This window comes from Sporosarcina sp. A2, from assembly GCF_050858885.1.
In the GTDB taxonomy this organism is placed as follows: Bacteria; Bacillota; Bacilli; order Bacillales_A; family Planococcaceae; genus Sporosarcina.
On sequence record NZ_CP193898.1, the window covers coordinates 2564496 to 2579903 of the forward strand.

Annotated in this window: 19 protein-coding genes and 1 pseudogene; 5 read left to right on the top strand and 15 right to left on the bottom strand. The window is 41.3% G+C overall.

The annotated features are described in order from the left end of the window. Positions 1-3: 3 nt before the first annotated feature. Positions 4-1518 (top strand): MDR family MFS transporter, encoded by a 1515-nt coding sequence (locus ACRPI0_RS13005; RefSeq protein WP_432353109.1) that lies wholly within the window; start codon positions 4-6, stop codon positions 1516-1518. 42 nt (positions 1519-1560) lie between these two features. Here the strand turns inward: ACRPI0_RS13005 and ACRPI0_RS13010 are convergent. Beyond that, positions 1561-2084, bottom strand: a pseudogene (locus ACRPI0_RS13010) (DUF817 family protein); the annotation flags it as partial. Positions 2085-2152: 68 nt separating this feature from the next. After that, a complete protein-coding gene (locus tag ACRPI0_RS13015) occupies positions 2153-3343 on the bottom strand; it encodes an MFS transporter (protein ID WP_432353110.1) in 1191 nt (396 codons plus the stop codon). 266 nt (positions 3344-3609) lie between these two features. Here ACRPI0_RS13015 and ACRPI0_RS13020 point away from each other — a divergent pair, with 266 nt between their 5' ends. Beyond that, a complete protein-coding gene (locus tag ACRPI0_RS13020) occupies positions 3610-4251 on the top strand; it encodes a metal-dependent hydrolase (protein WP_432353111.1) in 642 nt (213 codons plus the stop codon). 62 nt (positions 4252-4313) lie between these two features. On the opposite strand, the gene ACRPI0_RS13025 is transcribed toward ACRPI0_RS13020, so the two are convergent. From ACRPI0_RS13025 to ACRPI0_RS13060, 8 genes are all read right to left on the bottom strand, one after another. Beyond that, entirely contained in the window at positions 4314-4808 is a 495-nt protein-coding gene (locus ACRPI0_RS13025; RefSeq protein ID WP_432353112.1) for a hypothetical protein, read from the bottom strand. Then, positions 4798-5013: a helix-turn-helix transcriptional regulator gene (locus tag ACRPI0_RS13030; RefSeq protein ID WP_432353113.1), complete on the bottom strand. Its 216-nt coding sequence runs from the start codon at positions 5011-5013 to the stop codon at positions 4798-4800. The genes ACRPI0_RS13025 and ACRPI0_RS13030 overlap by 11 nt, the downstream gene beginning before the upstream one ends. Before the next feature lie 135 nt (positions 5014-5148). After that, positions 5149-5499, bottom strand: a complete 351-nt coding sequence (locus tag ACRPI0_RS13035) for a DoxX family protein (RefSeq protein ID WP_432353114.1) — start codon at positions 5497-5499, stop codon at positions 5149-5151. A gap of 70 nt (positions 5500-5569) precedes the next feature. Beyond that, on the bottom strand, positions 5570-5764 hold the full coding sequence (locus tag ACRPI0_RS13040; protein WP_432353115.1) for a hypothetical protein: 195 nt from the start codon (positions 5762-5764) through the stop codon (positions 5570-5572). Next, a complete protein-coding gene (locus ACRPI0_RS13045) occupies positions 5761-6255 on the bottom strand; it encodes a hypothetical protein (RefSeq protein ID WP_432353116.1) in 495 nt (164 codons plus the stop codon). The genes ACRPI0_RS13040 and ACRPI0_RS13045 overlap by 4 nt, the downstream gene beginning before the upstream one ends. 7 nt (positions 6256-6262) lie before the next feature. Beyond that, positions 6263-6571 carry a hypothetical protein gene (locus ACRPI0_RS13050; protein ID WP_432353117.1) on the bottom strand — a complete coding sequence of 103 codons (309 nt, stop codon included), beginning with the start codon at positions 6569-6571 and terminating at the stop codon, positions 6263-6265. Positions 6572-6747: 176 nt separating this feature from the next. Continuing rightward, positions 6748-7149 carry an SET domain-containing protein gene (locus ACRPI0_RS13055; RefSeq protein ID WP_432353118.1) on the bottom strand — a complete coding sequence of 134 codons (402 nt, stop codon included), beginning with the start codon at positions 7147-7149 and terminating at the stop codon, positions 6748-6750. Between the two features lie 104 nt (positions 7150-7253). After that, positions 7254-7988, bottom strand: coding sequence for a DsbA family oxidoreductase (locus ACRPI0_RS13060; protein ID WP_432353119.1), 735 nt, complete (start codon positions 7986-7988; stop codon positions 7254-7256). Positions 7989-8191: 203 nt separating this feature from the next. On the opposite strand from ACRPI0_RS13060, the gene ACRPI0_RS13065 reads away from it, so the two are divergent. Both ACRPI0_RS13065 and ACRPI0_RS13070 read left to right on the top strand, forming a co-directional pair. Beyond that, positions 8192-8848 (top strand): SDR family oxidoreductase, encoded by a 657-nt coding sequence (locus ACRPI0_RS13065; RefSeq protein ID WP_432355962.1) that lies wholly within the window; start codon positions 8192-8194, stop codon positions 8846-8848. A 365-nt stretch (positions 8849-9213) separates the two neighbouring features. After that, positions 9214-9516: a hypothetical protein gene (locus tag ACRPI0_RS13070; protein ID WP_432353120.1), complete on the top strand. Its 303-nt coding sequence runs from the start codon at positions 9214-9216 to the stop codon at positions 9514-9516. A 62-nt stretch (positions 9517-9578) separates the two neighbouring features. On the opposite strand, the gene ACRPI0_RS13075 is transcribed toward ACRPI0_RS13070, so the two are convergent. The 5 genes from ACRPI0_RS13075 to ACRPI0_RS13095 all read right to left on the bottom strand — a co-directional run bounded on the left by ACRPI0_RS13075 (position 9579) and on the right by ACRPI0_RS13095 (position 14036). Next, complete coding sequence (locus ACRPI0_RS13075) at positions 9579-10196, bottom strand: nitroreductase family protein (RefSeq protein WP_432353121.1); 618 nt, start codon at positions 10194-10196, stop codon at positions 9579-9581. 99 nt (positions 10197-10295) lie between these two features. Further along, positions 10296-10664 (bottom strand): hypothetical protein, encoded by a 369-nt coding sequence (locus ACRPI0_RS13080; RefSeq protein WP_432353122.1) that lies wholly within the window; start codon positions 10662-10664, stop codon positions 10296-10298. A gap of 20 nt (positions 10665-10684) precedes the next feature. Then, positions 10685-11296: a dienelactone hydrolase family protein gene (locus ACRPI0_RS13085; protein WP_432353123.1), complete on the bottom strand. Its 612-nt coding sequence runs from the start codon at positions 11294-11296 to the stop codon at positions 10685-10687. Positions 11297-11451: 155 nt separating this feature from the next. After that, entirely contained in the window at positions 11452-13206 is a 1755-nt protein-coding gene (locus ACRPI0_RS13090; protein WP_432353124.1) for a GMC family oxidoreductase, read from the bottom strand. Positions 13207-13232: 26 nt separating this feature from the next. Then, on the bottom strand, positions 13233-14036 hold the full coding sequence (locus ACRPI0_RS13095) for a gluconate 2-dehydrogenase subunit 3 family protein (protein ID WP_432353125.1): 804 nt from the start codon (positions 14034-14036) through the stop codon (positions 13233-13235). 492 nt (positions 14037-14528) lie between these two features. Here ACRPI0_RS13095 and pdxS point away from each other — a divergent pair, with 492 nt between their 5' ends. Beyond that, positions 14529-15374, top strand: a complete 846-nt coding sequence (gene pdxS / locus ACRPI0_RS13100; RefSeq protein WP_432353126.1) for a pyridoxal 5'-phosphate synthase lyase subunit PdxS — start codon at positions 14529-14531, stop codon at positions 15372-15374. Positions 15375-15408: the final 34 nt, after the last annotated feature.

Genomic DNA, 15408 nt, shown 5'->3' on the forward strand with positions numbered 1-15408 from the left:
AGAATGGAAGAAAAAAGAACGTTACAGCTTGTGCTCGCTGGAATCCTCCTTGGTATTTTAATGTCTGCGATGGATAACACGATTGTCGCGACTGCATTAGGTTCGATTCTAGGAGATTTAGGCGGCGTCGACAGCTATGTCTGGATTACTTCCGCATATGCGGTTGCTGTTCTTGCGGGAATGCCGATTTTCGGTAAACTCTCTGATATGTTCGGTCGTAAACGCTTTTTCATATTTGGTATTATCGTATTTATGATTGGATCCGCCCTTTGTGGTGTGGCACAATCTGTTCCTCAATTAGCCGTCTTCCGTGCAATTCAGGGAATCGGGGGTGGTGCGTTGTTGCCAATCGCCTTCACAATCGTTTTTGATGTGTTCCCACCAGAAAAGCGTGGGAAAATGACAGGTCTCTTAGGAGCTGTTTTCGGTGCATCCAGTGTCATCGGACCTTTACTTGGTGCTTGGATTACGGAATCATTCAGCTGGCACTGGGTATTCTACGTCAATATTCCAATCGGTTTCGTGTCTCTATTACTCATTGCACGTTTTTATAAAGAAGCGACTAAACCTGTTAAGCAGGCCATCGACTGGCTTGGGGCGATTTCACTTGTCACAGCCGTAGTCAGTCTCATGTTCGGTCTTGAGTTCGGTGGAAAAGAATTTGCTTGGTCTTCTTGGCAGAGTATTTCCTTGTTCAGCATTTTCGTACTCTTTTTCATCGTCTTCATCTGGGCGGAAACTCGGGCGAAAGAACCGATCATCTCGTTCTGGATGTTTAAAAATCGTTTGTTCGCTTCTTCCCAAGTACTCGCTTTCCTTTACGGTGCTACCTTCATCTGCTTGACAATCTTCATCCCAATTTTTGTCCAAGCTGTATATGGTGGTTCCGCAACCAATGCAGGGATTGTTCTTATGCCGATGCTTCTTGGTACAGTAGTAGGAAGCGCACTTGGTGGGATTCTCCAAACGAGGACATCTTATCGAAAGATTATGGTCATTTCTGTAATTGCCTATTCAATTGGAATGGTTCTGATGAGTACAATTACTCCAGATACATCCCGTACACTCTTGTCCGTTTATATGATATTCGTAGGATTTGGTGTAGGGTTTTCATTCTCCTTACTACCAGCAGCCTCCGTACACAAAATGGATTTCAGACATCGCGGTTCCGCCAACTCGACGAATTCATTTTTCCGTTCATTCGGTCTAGCACTCGGGATTACGATTTTCGGTGCAATTCAAACTAAGTTGCTCGCAAGTGGCATCACTTCCGGCTTTGCGAAAATGCCGGGTGACGGTGCAGTTGGCGTAGAGTCAATTGGAAATATCCAAAGCGTATTTCTTCCAGAAACGCGTAAAGCCATTCCACCTGACATCCTAGAAATCATCACGGACTCGATGTCCACGTCCATTTCCACTACATTCTTATGGGCACTTATCCCAGTAGCCATTTCAATCATTGCCGTGTTCTACATGGGACCTGAGCGGTTGATTCCTAAAAAGGAATTGGAAAAATAAGTAGTAAAAAGGCATCGACGGGTTAAGCGTCGATGCCTTTTTTTAATTAGTCTGCTCAGTTTTAGAGACAGGAAGTTTTCGTTTTACTTGTTTCAGCGTTGCGACTATCAGGAAACTGACAATCACGAGTAACAACCAAGAACTTACCTTTCCAATATGGACTAGACTCCATGTATCCGTCTGATTTGGGTATTGCCAGGCACCAAAAAACGTAGCAATATTCTCTGCAATCCATATGAAAAATCCTATGAGTGTGAAGGAGAGTGCAATCGGCATGCTATATCGGCTTCCATTCACTTCGTAGGTCATCAACGAACGCCAAAATACAACGCGGACAAGTCCAGATAGCCACCAGCGAATGTCGAGCCAGTAATGGTGTACAAAGAAATTCAAGTAAATTGCAGCTCCAATAGGAACGACGGCTACCTTACAAGTTGAACATTGAGCCTTCTCCATGCCTGGCATAGATAACTCGCTACACTAGCGTACATGAACCCGCTATAAAGAGGCACTCCGAGAATCTTCATATATCCCTCTTCAGGATACGACCTGGACCTCATATAGACAATATAGATTTAAAAAAGCTCTTCAATCTCAAGATTTAAGGAACTTTTCATGTATGTAGCACGCACAGCTATGCTAAATCCTTTCTTTTCAAACTGAGCAGTCGAATTAGCGCGATGGCGAGCAGAAGGAAGAATGTGATGAGCCAGATAACCCCTTTCCAGCCGAAATGTGACCAGAAAAAACCGCCTGCTGTCCCACCAACGCTGGATCCGAAATAATAGAAAAATAAATATAAGGATGATGCTTGGGCTTTGTCATGTTTTGCACGATGGCTCACCCACCCGCTCGCAATCGAATGACTTCCAAAAAACCCGAATGTGAAAACTACAATTCCTACAATTTTTAAAATCAAACTGACATTTAGGGTAATGAGTGCACCAGTCAACATTAGGACTGTACCAATCAGCAGGATATTCCGACGACCATAATCATTCGCCAACTTCCCAAACCATGTTGAGCTAACAGTCCCAACCAAGTAGACAATGAAAATCCATCCAACAATTGTTGTACTTAACGAATATGGCGGGGCTAGCAATTTAAAACCGATATAATTGTACAGCATGACAAAACTGGCCATGAGAAAGAATCCGATCCCATACAAGTTCAGCATAGCTGGGTCCTTCAAGTGGGAGACCAATGACTTCCCTAAATTCTTTAGTTGAAGTTCCCGTGCAACGAAATGTTTGGAACTCGGCAATGCCACCACAAAGTATGCACTGATCATCAAACTCAACGCTCCAATGACAATCATCCCTATTTGCCAGCTATACAGATCTGTCAACGTTCCCATCATGATTCGACCCGCTAAGCCCCCTACGGAGTTCCCGCTAATGTAGAGTCCCATCGCGACACCAAGATCTTTCGGATGCATCTCTTCCCCTAAGTACGCCATCGCAATAGCAGGTAGCCCTGCAAAGGTTATACCTTGTGCAATTCTCAAGACCAATAACACTTCAAATGTAGGTGAAAACGCCAAGACAAGTGTTAAAATAGACGACGCAAAGATTGAAATCGTCATTAACCGTTTTCGTCCCCACGCTTCCGATAACGAACTCACAATCACCAGACTGATTGCTAATGCGAATGTCGTGACGGATAGAGATAAACTCGCAAATGCAGGAGATATATGAAATTCCTCTGAAAACTCCGGCAAAAGCGGTTGTGTTATATACAGGTTCGCAAATGTGATGAATCCTGCTGCGAATAATGCCCAGTTCGTGTGTTTATATTCTTTTGTCCCTCTTTGTATAAATTCCATTTCGTATTTCCTCAACTCCTAAGGTGGAAATCGACTCTGCAGATCATACTTAAAGTATAGACCTAATTATCCTAATCGATAAAAATGTTGCTGAACCGATGCAAGTGAGGTCCAACAAATCACTTTTTATTTACCTCTGCCTATAAGTTTCAGAAATTCCCGCTGGATTCTTTCTAATAATCGTTTATACTAGAAAAGCAACTTCATAGAATATACGTTCTACTATCTTTATGAAGAATCAAACTTACAGCTAAAGAGGGTTTCAGATGAAAGGCAGTTCACACTTAGGAATCGGCATCGCGGTTGGCGCAATAGCCGGATACATCACACAACCAGACCTCATGACTGTCGCAATTTGTGCAGGTATCGGAGGCGCGTCTGGCGTTGCACCAGATTTAGATACAAATGGACTCGCAACCAATCGCATTACATTATCGAAAAAAGTGAGTAAGGTACTCATGGAAGTTGCCGGAATTGGTATTTTACTTATGCTCATTTATCAGGTTATGACTCAAGGCATGAGCCGTGAAATCTACATATACGGTGGGATTGGTCTCGTCCTGCTGATTGTCTCCCGGGTTATTACACAAAGACGGATGCTGACGATTACAGGCGTTCTAGTTATGTTGCTTGGATTTGTATTGGATAGATCCCTTGGCATTTTACTAGCGGGAAGTTATATTATTTTCGCTTCATTTTTGCCACATCGGTCTTATACGCATTCACTTATCGGCGTTGTATTTTATGCGTTCGTTTTAAAGTATCTGTACATGGAATGGCCAATTGATGGATTAGTCTTAGCAGGAATGGCAGGCTACATAAGCCATTTAGTAGCTGACATGAAAGTGTTACCTGTGAATCGCAGAGGTGTGAAGTGGTTTGCTCCTTTATGGAAGCAGGAGTTCTGAAGGACCATGAAAAAACGAGTATCCGTGAATCGGGATACTCGTCTTTTTTAACTTTTTGTTCATCATACCGATGATATAAACTTCTTAATTGTTCGATAGTAAATCCAGTATTGTCCCGCTGCCAGAAGCAAAATCCCTACAATCATCCATGTTTTACCGATCGGCAGCATTAAATAGACACCAGCCATTACCGGTAATGCCCAAGCAAAATACGTGTACACTTTTTTGGTCGCCTGTTTGGTTACATCTTGAAATAGCTCATCATCTTCCAAATACTCCTGTGGCTTATAAGTTGTCATTGAAATCTTGTGTTTCGGCATTCTCTTATTATGTTTCAAGATTTGAGAAATAAACATGGTTAAGTAAAGAGCAATGACTCCTAACAGCGCCAGCATGAAAATACTCGAAAGTCTCCCCAAGCTAATCTCAAGTTCGAAACCACCATCTGGAAAGGTTTTTGCTGATGAGGCATAGCCAAGTAATAGGACGAACCCCATAATAATAAAAATTCCAGCCATCTGCCAAAGCGGATAGGCGATTCGCATATCATTCTTCATGTTCTTCCCCCCCTTCCAACCAAAAAATTTCATTAATATCACAGTCAAGTGCCTTTGCCAGTTTCAGTGACAGTGTAACTGATGGTGAAAACTCACCTTTTTCGATAAACCCAATCGTCTGCCTGGTCACTCCGACTTGTTTTGCCAATTCTATTTGTGTAAAGCTGTGACGTGCCCGCAGCTCCTTTAATCGATTCTTTAACATCACGACACCTCTCCACTCAAATGCACACTATTCTTAACATAATGTATACTATTCTTAACATACATATGTTATACCATGCAAAAAACACTCAAATTGACAGGGCAATTGAGTGTTTTCATGTGAAATGTTAGTTCATTATTTCCGAACCTTTAGAACCCACCAAATGAGCACAATTTGCAATGGCAGACGAATCCATAATCCTGCTGGAGACAAATCGAAATTCTCTGGCGTCAACGCCATATAGATGTTGACTGGGAACACAAGTACTAAAAAGATTGCTATAAGAATTCCAGCCTTCGCGCGCGTCTGTTTTAGGAACAACCCAAGTGCTAGCAGAATCTCCATGACACCTGAAATATAAACGATTGCTGCTCGGAACGGTACCCATTCCGGCATCGCCATGATGAAAAATGAGTACAGTAAGAAGTGACCGATACCAGCCCCTGCAAAGAACAGGCAAAATGCATATAGTGCAATTTTTTTCATAAGGAAAACTCCCAACGTCTATCTACTCTATTTTGCCCATTCTACGCATATGTGAAACCTGATCACGCTCCTATGATAGATTCTCCGCATTATGTTTCCTATGATCCCATAAATAAAAAATAAAATAAAGAATAGCTAAACTAGAAATCCCCTTTAGAATACGAGCGAGTAACGGATACATAATTCCTTGTAGGTCAAAGAGAATTTCCGTCACTAACACACTAGCACAGACAATGATTCCTGCGATTGCCCATTTGTTATTCATTCAAACTCCCCCGCTGAATACAACGTACTATCCATGTTTTCTGGTATTGTGCTCGAAACCGCCATCGTGAAAAAAGGACCGCTGTAACACGTGACATATTCATGTTCTAATTCGAAAACGATTGAAGTTAGAAACTCCTTTTCGTCATCTTTATATCCATACGCAATCGCACGTTGAACGCTTGAGTTTTCTAAACGGATTGAAGACCCAACGGTTACCAGTTGCTCCATCCAATCTACCCGTTCGAAACAGGAAAGCGATTCAGCGTCTTCCGTCACTTCAATCAGTAGCTGATCATCGCCATCTTCTGTTTCTGTCCAAGATAGATCCCAGTATAAGGACATTGCTGGATCTGTCACAGATTGAAAGTGTAGAACGGGACCTCCACAATGATATTCCCAGCCATCGCCACGTTGATAAACAGTCAGTTGTTCCACTAGAATCTTTGTCAGATCCAAACCGATGACGGATTTCATACTATCTATTTTCATAATGTAGTTACCCCCATAAATACGACAATGTCGTAATCCCTAAAGTCAGAAATATGACACCAAGAAACACTTCACCATAATAGGTTTTAGGTCCATCCGATTTTGCCTTACTCATTCTCCAGCCGATGAACATTCCAACTAGTGTTCCGATTGCACCATAGCGCAGAACGGAAATCACATACTCATAAACAGGCAGATATTCTTTCATCTCCACTCCGTCTTCAAATGTAAGAGTTTTATAATTAGCCATCAGTAGTCCAAGTGACAAAGAAATTAGCAATCCATAGATTGCTCCATTACGGATTCGTTTATCCATTCATACACCCCACAAGTATTTTTAGCCCATGTTCAAGGACAAGCGTACGGAAAATTCTGTTAACCCATATATCAACATCATACACTACTTGGAAATCTATTGGATACTACTTTTACGCAAAAAAGCCATTTACATTGGACATGTAAATGGCTTTCCCGCGTCTATACGTTCATCGTTTAATCGTCAGCATCTGTTGGAGCATAATCTTTGTTGAACCATAACTGCTCTTGATCATCAACTTCACCATTGTAGTTGATGAAAATTTCTTCACCTGCAGTAATTGCTTTATGTGCGAAAAAATCAAACGTTTGGTTATCAAAATTAATGTCATACCACGCATTCGGTTCATAAGAATGGTTGAACAACATGCCGTACCCTAAAAGAATTGCAGAATGGTTTACACCGTATTCAAACGCATAATCTCCTAGAATCGTTTTCTCAATATGCTCGTGTTGCTCGTTCGGATAAGATATAACAGGTGCCGCGTGCAACAACTGACCTTTTTCGATATCACATGTGGCAAAAACGCCTCTATTGAACTCGCCATCACTAATTTCTGATGTTTTCACTTCTATCATTTATTCGCCTTCTAACTTTTAGAATTACTTGCTTCACTATACCACGTATAGTACGGGTATTGAGCAACTTCACTTCATTTCATATATTCAGCCTCGTTAAGATTTTACTCTGCGTTCGTATCCGTTGGGACCGCACAACTACCATCAGCACACGTCGTGTCACTGCCGCCATCAGTTGCTAAGTTCTCAAATGGAGACACATTTTGTTCTTCTTCCAACACTTTCTCGAGAGCTTGTCTGAATGCCTCTGGCGGCTGCGCACCTGAAATTGCATATTTGCGATTAAATACGAAGAATGGAACACCTGTAACCCCTAGTTGTTTCGCTTCTTCAATATCTGCCCGAACTTCATCGGCATAAGCTTCAGAATTACTGACAACCGCAAGTGCTTCTTCTCTAGACAAACCTGCTTCTACAGCAAGCTCAACAAGGATTTCTTCATTGCCAACATCTTTCGATTGTGTGAAGTTCGCATAGAGCAATTTCTCTGCTAGAACAGCGTCTTTCCCGTGTACCTTCGCAAACTTCGTCATCCGATGTGCATCGAATGTATTCGTTGGTTTCATTGTTTCGAAATTAAACTCCAATCCAACTTCTTTCGCTTGTTGAACAATAGAGCCCATCATTTGTTTCGCCTTATCTGCGCCACCGAATTTAACGCCCATACTCTCATAGAAGTTTTGACCGCTATATTTCGGAGTGTCTGGATCCAACTGATAACTCTTAAACTCCACTTCTATGAGATCTTTCCCACGGATTTCATCCAACGCTACTTCCAACTTCCGCTTTCCAATGTAGCAAAAAGGACACACATAATCTGACCATATTTCAATTTTCATGAAGAATCTCCCCTTTTCTGTAGTCTATTGCGTTGTGACTACTATACCATTTGAATTTGTGGAAACGAATTAGTTAGCTTGCAGGTTTTTTATAAATGTTAGTCTCTGGATTATTGCGGGTAGAGATATATAGATATAATTTTTCTCGTCGTTTTCATAAACTTCGAGAAGTCTTAAAAACGAGAGTTACAGAGAGGTTGGATATTGTGAAAGTACTAGTTGTTGGAGCGAACGGTCAAATCGGTAAAACGCTTGTTTCGTTAATTCAAAAGAGCGATTCTTTAGAAGCTAAAGCAATGATACGGAAACAAGAACAAGCTTCTTATTTTGAAGATTTAGGTGCTGAAACGGTACTGGTAGATCTCGAAGACGATACGAAGAAAATTGCAGAGGCCGCTGAAGGCATGGATGCGATTGTATTCGCAGCAGGTTCCGGTCCGAAAACAGGTCCAGATAAGACGATTCTGATTGACCTGGATGGCGCGGTTAAAACAATTGAAGCTGCAAAGCAAGCCAATGTGAAACGGTTTGTTCTCATCAGTTCTTACGATACGACGCGTGAAGAAATCCAAAGAGCTTCTTCCGACTTCGCACCGTATGTCGCAGCGAAGCACTATGCAGACGAATGGTTACGCGGTACGGATTTAGATTATACGATTGTTCACCCAGGTGCCCTTACCAATGATAAAGCTACAGGTAAAATAGAAGCTGCTAAAAAGGTTGAAGCGAAAGAAGTGCCACGAGACGATATTGCGCATGTACTGTTAGCATGTCTCGAAAACACGTCAACAATCGGCAAGGAGTTCCAAGTCATTGCGGGAGATACATCTGTGAAAGAAGCAATCGCTTCTCTTAAATAATGTGTACCGCAAATTGAAAAGTAACCTGACCCGCTAAGGATCAGGTTACTTTTTTGTCTTCAAAAGCAATTATGAATGTGAATCCTCCCTTCAGACGCAAAGATCCATTTCAATTGTACTCCTCGTTTTGTAACAGAAACGGATGATTTCCTCATTGGAGTACTCTTTTATATTTGCTAATCCTATTTAATTTTAATGGAATATTCAGTGTAAATAGTATCATCTATTTTTGTTGATTGGTATACTTATGGTAATCAATCGGATTTTTAGGAATTTTTTCTTTCTTAATAAAACTTGCATCTAAACAATATATTGGAATTACTAGTGGAGAAGCATACGATAACTTAAGAATAGGAGGAACACTGATGATCTATTTATTTATCACAATTGGAACATTCGTGGCTGTGTTGTTCGGTTTTAATATGCTCATGGGGTATCGTAAAGGCACTATTACATTGGATTTGGATGGCCGGTACACAAACCAACAAGAACAGGCCAATGCAGTTACGGATGAATTGAAAAAACAAGGTAAAGCTGCGGAGTATAAAGGGAATGGTCAGTTCGTAGTGAATGGACTTTCTTATGTCTTGCAAAAGCGCAATGTTGCGATGGGTGGAGTTCCACTAGAGCGAACTGTACTAATTCCGAAAAAAATAATCGCTAGCTAATTCACTCTCAAAAAAATCCTGGGACTCACTACTTGCGTGAGTCCCAGGATTTTTTCATCGTCTTAGATGAATTTAACTTTGTCTTCAATTGCAATACGCGTCGTTGAATACGCGGGTGCATTTTCTTTACCAATTGTAATGAGGACGATTGGGAAATACCGGTCCGATACGTTAAAGCGTTCTGAGAACTCCGCTTTGTCAAAGCCTCCCATTGGTCCAGTTGCGTAGCCACGCTCTTTTGCAATTAGCATGAATTGCATTGCAGCTAGGCCTGAGTCGAATGTAGCCAAATTCTTGCGCGATTCCTCAGTGGCATTTGGATATGCTTTATGGGCATTACCAACGAGCACTTCTTTACTTGCGTCATCCACAAATCCTGCATCAGACATACTGTCGTAGACTGGATCGATATTTTTGTAGAACTCCTTGTCGCCTAGTACCGCGATGACGGCAGAAGCGGTTTCAATTTGTTCTTGGTTATACGCAATTTTACGCAAGTCTTTCCGTTGTTCTGCATCTAGGAAAACAATGAACTCCCATGGCTGCAGATTACTAGTTGAAGGCGCCAGTGTTGCTTGTTCGAGCATCTCTAAAATTTCTTCTTTCTCAATTAGAACTTCAGGATCGTATTTCCTCACCGAGCGTCTTTCTTTTATTAACGTAGAAATTGTCTCTGACACGTAAATTCCCCCTGTTGGCTAGTAGAATCTTTTGCTTCACAGTAGTAGCATACTTTCAGTAAGTTCAATCGTCAAGTCGTCATGAGTAAGCAGCGATTTTTATGACTCTTCCTTTGGTATCACAATATGCATACTTTCCAAGAGGGCTCTTGCGTCTGAGTTCAAGTGTGTAAGCGTGTCTTCCCTGCTCATCAGTACTGCGTTTTCTTTTACCACCAATTTGAAAGACCGGACGTTGAAATGATTTGCGTAGTCATTGATCGCTTGAATGACTTTTATTTCTGACGGAGTGAGTCGTCTTTCATCTGAATTGACCACGAATTCAAATAGCTCTTTTGCATTTCGTCTAAGATGATGTCTATTTTCTTGGATTATCTCCATATTATCTTCCATATATCTTCTCGCTGTAATGTAATCCAATTCATTTACGCATTGATTAATGATTCTAAACAAATCATGAGAATTCATCAAACTCGCTCCTTTTCCCGTTACATTATCAATCCTAAACTTTCCGCTTCTTTTACAAATTGTAATGTTTTGGAGAATGCTTCAGACGCAGCCTTCTCATTATAGCTCTCGGAGTATGAATCGCTAAACCCGTGTTGCGCACTTAATTGGTAAACGAAATGGTTTTGCTCTTTTAAACGTTGTATAAGTTCGTTAACATGGAATGATTTTTCACGTTCCGGGAAAAATAAAAGTGCTGGGCATGTTGGAGCTATGTCCAAGTATTCTCTTATTCTAGAACCATAGTATCCAACTATACCCGTCAAACATTCATGACGACTGCATAACCATGCTATTGTCGCTCCTATACTAAATCCAACGATAAAAATTCTATCGTATCTTTCCCTACAATCCTGCACGATTGATGCCACTCTTTCTGACGCTGTATGGAATCCTATATTATCCATAAAGTATCTATAGGCATCTGCTTCTTCCGAATAATCAAAAGGTATATCTCGGTTAAGTAAATCAGGACAAATAACGTCATAGCCAAGATTGGTAAACGCTTGGGTAACCATTTCCATATGTTGGTTCACACCATATATCTCATGAATTACAAGGACTACCGTTTTTGACAGTAGATTCTTTTCCATTGTATACATCTTCTTTCTTTAGGATTGTCTCCATAGAAAAACACTTTCGATTGTTGATACATCAAGTGTATCACTTCGAAAGTGTTTTGAGGTTTTAAAAACGTATGATTTCTAAACGTATTACTATCTTATTTCTGTTAGTAAGTCTCTATTACTTAAGCATTTTCCTTAAGTTCTGCTTGTGTGAGCAAACCGCCTGTTTCTAGATATTTATTCATACCTTCAGCTGAAAGATAGGCAAAAGCTCCAATCGTTCCAGTCGGGTTGTAGTTACTATTATGGGGGAAAGCGGAACCTCCCAATACGAATAGGTTTTCCATATCCCACATTTGAGAATACGTATTGACCGCAGAGTTTTTAGGACTGTCGCCCATAATTGCACCGCCAAAGAAGTGATCAGTATAAAATTTATGGTCAAATACTATGTCATCCTTCACCTCATCGACGTTCATCGTATCTGCACCCATTTCTTTCATGATTTCTGCGCAACGTGCAACACCTGCTTTTGCACGTTCACGGTCTTGTTCCGCATAAGTGACTGTCACACGTAAGAGCGGATTTCCCAATGCATCCTTATAAGTTGGATCCAAGTCCATGTACGTTTCTTTGTTCGGCAAGAATCCACTTTGAGCTGTGATGAACAAATTGCGATTTGCATATTTCAACGTTTGTTTTTTAAATTCCTTACCCCAGGCAGGCGTTCCTTCTGGCACTTGGTTATTCGCAATAGGACGTGTTCCTAACTGACCATAGTGGACCTCATATCCATGTAGAAATTTAAGATTAGTATGATCTTCGTTATCTCCGCTAAAATCGTCAATCGTTGCACCTAACGATCCCGTCCCCATGAAGTTGTTGAATTTCTTATCCTCAAAGAAGCCGCGTGCCCCAATGTAAGTCGATAGATTATTGAAGTGCCCTGTGAAGTTTTTACCGATGATGCCTTGTCCTGTTTTCGGATTATAAGGAGTTCCTATTTTAGAGACTAGCAACAGTTTCGTATTTGTAAATACAAATCCTGCAAGAACAACAATATCGGCTGGCTGTTCAAATTCCTCTCCAGTCATCGTATCGGTATAAACCAATCCCCTCGCACGTTTCCCGTCATGAGTTACTTGCGTTACGTTCGAATTATTTCTAAGTTCCAAGTTTCCTGTTTTTCTTGCAGTTGCTAGAACGGTACCAATCGGGTCGGCTTTCGCTCCAAAATCACAACCATACTCTTCACAAAACGCGCAATACACACATCCATTTAACTTTTCCCCATCCGGGTTTTCATAGCCTTGGGAAAGATTTGCTGAAGGCATATGGTATGGATGATAGCCCAAATCAGTAGTCGCTTTCTTAAACAGGCGTATCGTTGGTGTTTCTTTCATAGGAGGATTGGGGTATTTATCCGATCGAGGAGGGCCGAGTGGATTTTCTTCCCCCGAAATTCCAGCTGTTTTTTCAAATTTATCATAGTATGGTTCTAACTCATCATACGTAATGCCCCAGTCCTGCATGGTAGACTCTTTCGGTATTATATCTTTACCATATCGTTCCACCGTTTTACTGTAGATTTCAAAATCGTATGGAAGCCAGCGGAATGTCATTCCATTCCAGTGGACTCCCGCACCGCCCGTATTATTTCCCAATCTGGCTTTTGAATTATTTCGAACTGGAAGTGCCGTCTTGTCCATGGAATTCCTAGAAGTGATTGTCTCCTTATTAAGATCTTGCATCAAATCATATCGTTTTGAATAACGTAGCTCATCTTTTGTTCCGACAAAGTCTTCATGTTTTTTGTCGCGGCCCCGCTCGAGTATAACCACCTTATGTCCTGCTTTCGTTAGTTCAGCTGCAGCAATCCCTCCAGCCCAACCTGATCCTACAATTACTGCATCTACTTTAGGTAATTTTTTCACCATTGTAGTTCCTCCTCCCAATTTTCAGTTTAGTGTCCTTGATAGTCCCTTAAGCTGACAGGTTCCAGTTTCTTAAATTCGTCCTGTTCGATATAGCCGGCATAAGAAGCTTGCGCGCCAGGAAACTCCTTCATTTTCCAGCCTTCCATATTGCGGTTTCCGCCATAAACTGGATCGGAGTAAGCTCCTTCCAATGTAGATTGGATCAGTAAAGCCATAAATTCAGATGCGACGAGTCCGGTCATTTTCACTTTATCGTTTTCAAAGTCCTGCAAAATCTCGATTTGCTGATCTGATTCAGCTTTATCAAATGTAGTCTTAAATCGTTTCTGACTTTCATCATCCATCTTTCTTATTCCTTGAAGGAAGATGTCGCCACGGTCCAAACCGGATTGTTCTCCAGCAGGACCTGCAGGTTTATCGCTCGGATCTAAAACAGCTGTATATGGACCATGTCTATAATCTCTTCCATTGATTCCCCAGCGCCCAGCCAATTGTTTGTCAATATAGTATGGAACATCTAATTTAATAGCCCCCGGTCCGTGCTCGTCCTCAGGATAGATTTGTTCGGTTGCAGCCATCAGTACCATAAAGTCCTGATGTCGAGTAAAGAACTGCAAAGCTTCATGTACATCAATTTCTTCATCCTTACTTTTCTCAGCCTTTTGTTCTTTCTTCGAATCAAAACTATTCGTCAGTAGACTTCCAAATAAGGATCCACCAACCAGTCCACCCGCTACCAAACCTGAATTTTTCAGGAACTTTCGGCGACTCATATCTTGGTTCTTTTGTGCATGTTCAGGCGCGCCATTTTTAGGATCTTTATCTGCCATCGTGAACCCTCCCTGATCTTATTTTTATCCGCATGCCATTACGTAAAACTGAACGGTTAGTATATTACGCGAATATAATACAACAATGGATAGTTATGATATTTTGAAGCATCTACCTACGTAATTACTATTCTTAGATTTGCCAGATTTGATGAGAAAAATACATATACTTTTGTATTCAAACCGATTTCACTAGTAATCGTTGTCCACAAGTGCGAAGTTCTCCATAAACCTGGTAACCCCCTAGCGAATGTTTGGATTACTTTTGGTGTAGCTACCCGCTCTACAATTGCTCTCTTTTTCTACTAAAGGACATGATTGATCTCTTCCTTTATGGAAATGATAAAATTTGATAACGCCTAGTAATCGTGTATTACAATTTGTGACTTGTATCGTGTGTTTGAAATCTGACCCCTTCATCTACTCCATGACTGGCTATTTCAAAACTGTCACCCCTAGGTATACTGGAAGTAATGAAAAGGGGGAGTTTTAATGGGAATTTCATATGGTGGCGTAATTATGGATGTAATTAATGGTGAACAAGCAAAGATTGCAGAAGCAGCGGGAGCAATTGCAGTCATGGCATTGGAGCGTGTTCCTTCAGATATTCGAGCTGCAGGTGGTGTAGCCCGAATGGCGGACCCACGAATTGTTGAAGAAGTTCAGAATGCAGTATCCATTCCTGTGATGGCAAAAGCACGGATTGGTCATATTTCTGAAGCGCGTGTATTGGAATCACTAGGGGTGGACTTCATAGATGAAAGCGAAGTTTTGACTCCTGCAGATGATGAGTTTCATCTACTCAAAAGTAATTTTAAAGTACCTTTTGTGTGTGGAGCACGTAATCTAGGGGAGGCAACGAGACGGTTAGGTGAAGGGGCAAAAATGCTTCGAACAAAAGGCGAACCAGGTACTGGAAATATAGTAGAAGCGGTACGTCATCTCCGTATGATTAATGCACAAGTAAACAAAATAGTAAATATGAGTACAGACGAACTGATGACAGAAGCACGCAATCTCGGAGCTCCGTATGAAATCTTACTTGCTATTAAAAACGCTGGACGGTTGCCGGTACTTAATTACTCAGCTGGCGGTGTAGCAACTCCAGCCGATGCTGCTTTAATGATGGAACTTGGCGCGGATGGAGTATTTGTTGGATCTGGTATTTTTAAATCGGACAATCCTGAAGCGTTTGCTCGAGCGATTGTGCAAGCAACTCAGGACTATCAAAACTACGAGCTAATTGCAAGGCTCTCTAAAGGGATTGGCACACCGATGAAGGGGATAGAAATCTCAACCCTTGCAGAACACGAGCTTATGGCAGCACGTAGTTTGTAACCTATCAAAACCTATGCAAAACAAGCATGTTTGT

Excerpts from the sequence above, each read along its gene's own strand:
- ACRPI0_RS13005 (WP_432353109.1), top strand. The coding sequence starts at position 4 with ATGGAAGAAAAAAGAACGTTACAGCTTGTGCTCGCTGGAATCCTCCTT.
- ACRPI0_RS13015 (WP_432353110.1), bottom strand. The coding sequence starts at position 3,343 with ATGGAATTTATACAAAGAGGGACAAAAGAATATAAACACACGAACTGG.
- ACRPI0_RS13020 (WP_432353111.1), top strand. The coding sequence starts at position 3,610 with ATGAAAGGCAGTTCACACTTAGGAATCGGCATCGCGGTTGGCGCAATA.
- ACRPI0_RS13025 (WP_432353112.1), bottom strand. The coding sequence starts at position 4,808 with ATGAAGAATGATATGCGAATCGCCTATCCGCTTTGGCAGATGGCTGGA.
- ACRPI0_RS13030 (WP_432353113.1), bottom strand. The coding sequence starts at position 5,013 with ATGTTAAAGAATCGATTAAAGGAGCTGCGGGCACGTCACAGCTTTACA.
- ACRPI0_RS13035 (WP_432353114.1), bottom strand. The coding sequence starts at position 5,499 with ATGAAAAAAATTGCACTATATGCATTTTGCCTGTTCTTTGCAGGGGCT.
- ACRPI0_RS13040 (WP_432353115.1), bottom strand. The coding sequence starts at position 5,764 with ATGAATAACAAATGGGCAATCGCAGGAATCATTGTCTGTGCTAGTGTG.
- ACRPI0_RS13045 (WP_432353116.1), bottom strand. The coding sequence starts at position 6,255 with ATGAAAATAGATAGTATGAAATCCGTCATCGGTTTGGATCTGACAAAG.
- ACRPI0_RS13050 (WP_432353117.1), bottom strand. The coding sequence starts at position 6,571 with ATGGATAAACGAATCCGTAATGGAGCAATCTATGGATTGCTAATTTCT.
- ACRPI0_RS13055 (WP_432353118.1), bottom strand. The coding sequence starts at position 7,149 with ATGATAGAAGTGAAAACATCAGAAATTAGTGATGGCGAGTTCAATAGA.
- ACRPI0_RS13060 (WP_432353119.1), bottom strand. The coding sequence starts at position 7,988 with ATGAAAATTGAAATATGGTCAGATTATGTGTGTCCTTTTTGCTACATT.
- ACRPI0_RS13070 (WP_432353120.1), top strand. The coding sequence starts at position 9,214 with ATGATCTATTTATTTATCACAATTGGAACATTCGTGGCTGTGTTGTTC.
- ACRPI0_RS13080 (WP_432353122.1), bottom strand. The coding sequence starts at position 10,664 with ATGAATTCTCATGATTTGTTTAGAATCATTAATCAATGCGTAAATGAA.
- ACRPI0_RS13085 (WP_432353123.1), bottom strand. The coding sequence starts at position 11,296 with ATGGAAAAGAATCTACTGTCAAAAACGGTAGTCCTTGTAATTCATGAG.
- ACRPI0_RS13090 (WP_432353124.1), bottom strand. The coding sequence starts at position 13,206 with ATGGTGAAAAAATTACCTAAAGTAGATGCAGTAATTGTAGGATCAGGT.
- ACRPI0_RS13095 (WP_432353125.1), bottom strand. The coding sequence starts at position 14,036 with ATGGCAGATAAAGATCCTAAAAATGGCGCGCCTGAACATGCACAAAAG.
- pdxS (WP_432353126.1), top strand. The coding sequence starts at position 14,529 with ATGGGAATTTCATATGGTGGCGTAATTATGGATGTAATTAATGGTGAA.